We start from the raw sequence: 4,509 nt of genomic DNA on the forward strand, positions 1-4,509 counted from the left end.
CGGTCCTATTGTATCTTCAGGTCCATCCGAGGGTTTAGAGCCATCTCCCACATCTGAACGATCGTTTCCTGCAGCCCAAACAATGGTGTAATAGGGCTTGGCAAAGATCAGCTCATCTATCTGTCTGGATTTGGAAGAATAGTAACCAAATCGATAATCCTCTTGGCTACTTACTCCTTCATTTCCTGCCCAACTCCAATTCTGATTATTGTCCCTATACCAACCAATAAGGTTACCATAAGAATGATTGGACACCAAATGTCCGCCGGGGTTAAGCTCAGGGTCATAGCTGTTTTGGGTCATTTTAGATATATCAGCATCCCAATTGAATGCCCAACCTGTCGCTTCTGTTGCCATTCCTTTGGCATTTGGATTGTTCCCTGCCGCCAAAATAGTCCCTGTGACATGGGTCGCATGATTACTTATTTCCTCGGTAGAACCATCTAATTGGGTTACCCTATTCCCAAACTCATTGTGATTGGGTTTAGGTCTAGTTTGATCATAGACCCCAACGATCATGTCCCGACCGGTAAGTCCTAAATTTAGGCTTCCCCCCTCTTGCAATGCATCGGTTTCTGTGGCATTGGCAGCTTTTAGATTAAATGTAATAAAATATATGGGATGGGAAGTCTCATCTAAGTATTGAAAGGTAGCGGATTGATTATTGGCCAGATTGATCCGAAGTGGGATACCCATGGTCTTTGAAATGCGCTTCTTTTCATCATTAGTGAGGCTATGCCTGCCCACACTTTCCTGTAATTTTTGAAAAACATCGGATCGAACCTTTTGCATTCCCTCATTAGAAAATACCGGGTTTTGTCCATAGGACTCCCATGTTAATAAAAGAAAAATGACTAAAATGATACTCTTTCTCATCCGATTTGCTTTGTTTGATCGGTCACAAGGTTTTACAGAACCTCAATGCCTTTACTGTTTCACACAGTATTTCATCATTTTTTCCCCATCCTTCCACCAGCACAATACCAGGCATACCCGCTTAACCGCTAATGGCCAAGCCAAGGGCAAAGCGCTTAACCTTGCCCTAGAGGTTTAATCCTTTCTATATCCTTTGTCTGTATTTTTAACAAAGAACTCTTCTTTATCACTTCCATAACAATCAATTTCCCGAAGGGGTAAGGGTGGTAATACCACTCAGCTCGGCCACCTCATTTTCCCAACTAATCCTAATGGTTCCATCTGCATCTACCGTACCGGACCCTGTGAATACTGCTCTATCAAACACATTATCCGCTTGCTCTGTCATGGTTATTTCTCCACACAATTCTGAAAATACTGCAGGATTATCATTCTCTCCGTATAATTCAGAATAAACACCACCGGTGATGTCGGATATTCTATAGGTAAATGGCTCTAACTCTGTAATGGTTACTTGATAATTTACTGTTCCATAAGAACCTACAGTGACAGAAGTATAAATTCCGGCAAGGTCAGAAGGACACGAAAGCCTAATTTCTATCGTCAATTGGTGGTAATTGGTACTGATTTTAGTTTCACCTGCATCAATTATGGTCAATACAAGATCTGGTAGTTCATCACTTGCTAAATTTCCCGTAAGAATTTCTATCGGAACATCCACAAAGCTACTATTGGCCGGAATGGTAACTTTATTCGTTTCCAAATTGTAATGTACTCCTTCTATTGCCGTAGATGTAGGGTCCACGCCCAGCTCCACTTCAATTGGAGTATTGACCTGAGCCCCCACCAAGTTAATACGTATTTGCTCTTGGTCCACCTGGTTATCGCTGGACTTGGTTACAATTTTCTGAATGGCATTATTGGGTAATGAAGCCTCGTCAAATTCCACTTCCATCCCCTCCCAGAGGATATTAAAGCCTGAATCTTCCATGCAAGACAAATGACTTAAATAATTATAAGTGAGTCAAAATTCTCCTTTAGTTAGTAGCCGGGGTTTTGTTCCAGTTTTTCATTCAATGTAATTTCATCCAAAGGTATATTCGATAAAATACGATAATCTGTGTAGGGCACATCCAGAAATCCATCATGTTTGGTAATGTCCTTCCCATTTCTCTTCAGGTCAAACCAGCGGTGTCCTTCTAGAGCAAACTCCAATCTCCTTTCCAATAAGATGCGATTGAGCAATGCATCACCAGATAAGAGATTATCAATTGGGCCCAACCCTCGTCTGGAACGCAAGGCATTAATATCTGCCCGTGCTCCGGCTGGATTGGTTTCATGCCTTGCTTCTGCCCTTATTAAATAGAGTTCTGAAGCCCTTAAAATAGGTAGGTTTTCCAAAAAATCTCCTTTATAGCCAGTCCATTTCCTACTGGCATACACATCTCCTTCGATGCCCTCCCTAGTGGTTACTGACCAGCAGTTTTTTCGTACGTCTCCTTCTTCGTAGGCAGCCATCAAATCATCTGAAGCTCCAATAATAAACTGTGCTGCAGGCTCATTATCTGAAACTAGGGAGTTCAATGAGCTATTAACACCATCTCCACCTGACCAGTCTACGATTCTTAATTCTAATTCAAACAAGGATTCCGGGTGGGGCGCTCTGGAAAAACCTTGAACGTATTGGTCAGCTTCCAGCAAACCTTCACCATTGGTAAGTAGGCCCATAATCCTCATCGCATTAGATGCAGCCTCCTCTGCTTCTGCCATTTTCCCCCAGTATAAGTAAAGTCTGGCCAAGAGGGTTAATGCGGCTCCGGTATTCGCATAATATACTCCATCAGAACCGATAGGGACGTACCCCACCAAGGGAATGGCTTCCAATAGATCACTTTCTATTTGTTCGTATACTTCTTCAACTGTTGATCTCGACTGGTACTCATTGGCCTCAGAGGCTACTAAAGTTGGGGTTAATCTCATAATTGGCCCCAAATTGAACCCATTTACTTCCCTACCGGGTTCATATCCATAAACTCTGCACAGGTCAAAGTAAAAAAGTGCCCGCATAAAATAGGCATCTCCCTTAATAAATGACTTCACCTCTTCTTCTCCTGAGACCTCTTCATCATCAATCCCTTCGATAATCAGGTTCGCATCATTTATTCCTCCATAGACAGCCAGTCCCCAAATATTGATATGGTCCCTGTCACTATTGGCCTCTTCTCCCTGATACCTTCCTGTATTGGCTATAGTTTTTAAATTATCCGACAATATTTCGGGGGCAATCATCATGGTTTGGCCATAATATCCGAAACTGGTAGCCCTATTGTACATGGAATTGGCTACAGACTGGTAACCGGATACATCATTTAATGCAATCTCCGGCGTTAGACTTTGCCGAGGATTGGTAGTTAAATCAGTGCACCCAAATAAAAGAAACGCTACTCCCGAATAAACTATTTTATTTATAATCCTATCTAACATCTCAATTTCAAAAGGTTAAGTTGATACCTGCTGTCATTTGTTTGGAGCTAGGGTAAGTCCCATAAGTGGTTCCCAATGAATTCACCTCCGGGTCTAAACCGTTGTATTTGGTGAAGGTCCATAAGTTTATTCCCTGAACGTATACATTTACTTCTTCAATCTTGACTTTGTTCAATAAAGTTTTCGGTAAATTATAATTCAAAGTCACCTGCTTGAGTCTGATATAACTCCCGTCAGAAACAAGTCTGGTTGAGTTCTGTTGGTAACCTGAATGACCGGGTATACGCCCTCCCTCATAAGGAATAGGTACATTGGTTATTTGTCCCGGCTCCCGCCAAAAATACAATTGATCTATCGTTTGGTTGTCCTGTCCGAGGGACCCTGCTTGGGCCAAGTTATATAAATCCTGGTTGAAAGCTATATTTCCAAATTGGTATTGGAAAAAGACTTCTAAACTCACCGGCCCATATCTAAAAGTATTAGAAAGCCCTCCGGAGGTCCATGGCAAGGTACTCCCCAGGTACTTCAAGTCATCATCTGTAACCAAGTAGGTATATTCACCATTTTCATCATAGTACATTGGGGAACCATTGGCCGGGTTTACTCCTGCATACTCATACCCATATAAAAAGGAAATGGGTTTTCCGACAATCAAGTCATTCCCTATCCTGTCTAAGCCTTCGTAAAGTTCTAGCAATTCATTGGAGAAGATAGATGTGTTGAAACCTGTGGACCATCTGAACTTACCTATGATCAAATTAGTGGTCTGCATATCAAAATCTATTCCTTGATTACGTAGTTTCCCTGCATTTCTTGTGATGCTTCCAAAGCCTGAATCCAAAGGTAGTCTGGTATCAAAAAGCAGCTTCCGGGAATCCTTTCTCCAAGCATCCAAGGTTACAATTATTCTTCCATTAAATAGGGTTGCATCTACGCCTAAATTGGTGGATACAGATTCTTCCCAAGTTAACAAGTCATTACCCAGTTGAACAAAACTTAAAGCTCCTCCGCCCAGGTATTGTCCTGCTGTACTAAGCAAGGTTCTAGATTCAAAATTGCCAATACTTGAATTACCCGTGACACCGTAAGATGCCCTTACCCTTAGGTTATCCACCCAATCAGCATTCTTCATAAAAGGTTCTGAAGAAA

The 4,509-nt window shown here is 41.9% G+C and carries 3 protein-coding genes and 1 pseudogene; all 4 read right to left on the reverse strand.

Annotation, left to right across the window (positions count from 1 at the left end):
• A partial coding sequence (locus AAC037_RS20310; RefSeq protein WP_339905178.1) for a S8 family serine peptidase occupies positions 1-876 on the reverse strand: 876 nt, incomplete at its 3' end.
• A gap of 241 nt (positions 877-1,117) precedes the next feature.
• Positions 1,118-1,867 (reverse strand): DUF4843 domain-containing protein, encoded by a 750-nt coding sequence (locus AAC037_RS20315; protein WP_339905180.1) that lies wholly within the window; start codon positions 1,865-1,867, stop codon positions 1,118-1,120.
• 50 nt (positions 1,868-1,917) lie between these two features.
• Positions 1,918-3,360 carry a RagB/SusD family nutrient uptake outer membrane protein gene (locus tag AAC037_RS20320; RefSeq protein WP_339905182.1) on the reverse strand — a complete coding sequence of 481 codons (1,443 nt, stop codon included), beginning with the start codon at positions 3,358-3,360 and terminating at the stop codon, positions 1,918-1,920.
• Between the two features lie 7 nt (positions 3,361-3,367).
• Positions 3,368-4,509 (reverse strand): annotated as a pseudogene (locus AAC037_RS20325) (TonB-dependent receptor); the annotation flags it as partial.

This window comes from uncultured Cyclobacterium sp. (genome assembly GCF_963976465.1).
Taxonomy (GTDB): Bacteria; Bacteroidota; Bacteroidia; order Cytophagales; family Cyclobacteriaceae; genus Cyclobacterium.

What these genes read in the sequence shown, in the direction of transcription:
- AAC037_RS20315 (WP_339905180.1), bottom strand. Translation starts at nt 1,867, where the DNA reads ATGGAAGATTCAGGCTTTAATATCCTCTGGGAGGGGATGGAAGTGGAA.
- AAC037_RS20320 (WP_339905182.1), bottom strand. Translation starts at nt 3,360, where the DNA reads ATGTTAGATAGGATTATAAATAAAATAGTTTATTCGGGAGTAGCGTTT.